Source organism: Mycobacterium ostraviense (genome assembly GCF_002705925.1).
GTDB lineage: Bacteria > Actinomycetota > Actinomycetes > Mycobacteriales > Mycobacteriaceae > Mycobacterium > Mycobacterium ostraviense.
In genome coordinates, this window is record NZ_NKRE01000121.1 from 1 (window position 1) to 270 (window position 270).

At 63.3% G+C, this 270-nt stretch carries 1 protein-coding gene; it reads left to right on the top strand.

Features of this window, described 5'->3' with window-relative positions; genetic code table 11:
- A partial coding sequence (locus CDN38_RS28230) for a toxic anion resistance protein (RefSeq protein WP_180276465.1) occupies positions 1 to 270 on the top strand: 270 nt, incomplete at both ends.

A 270-nucleotide genomic window follows, 5' to 3' on the forward strand; every position in this document is an offset into this window, starting at 1 on the left:
GGATCTGATTCCCGCCAAGGAAGCCGAGGTGCAGGCCAGCCCCGCCGATGGCCAGGTGATGGAGGCGCAGCAGCTGCGTGATCTGCGCACCGTTCGCGACGATCTGGAACGCCGGGTCCATGACCTGAAACTGACCCGGCAGGTGACCATGCAGTCGCTGCCCTCGATCCGGCTGGTGCAGGAAAACGACAAATCGCTGGTGACGAAGATCAACTCGACGCTGGTCAATACGGTGCCGCTTTGGGAAACCCAGCTGGCGCAGGCGGTGAC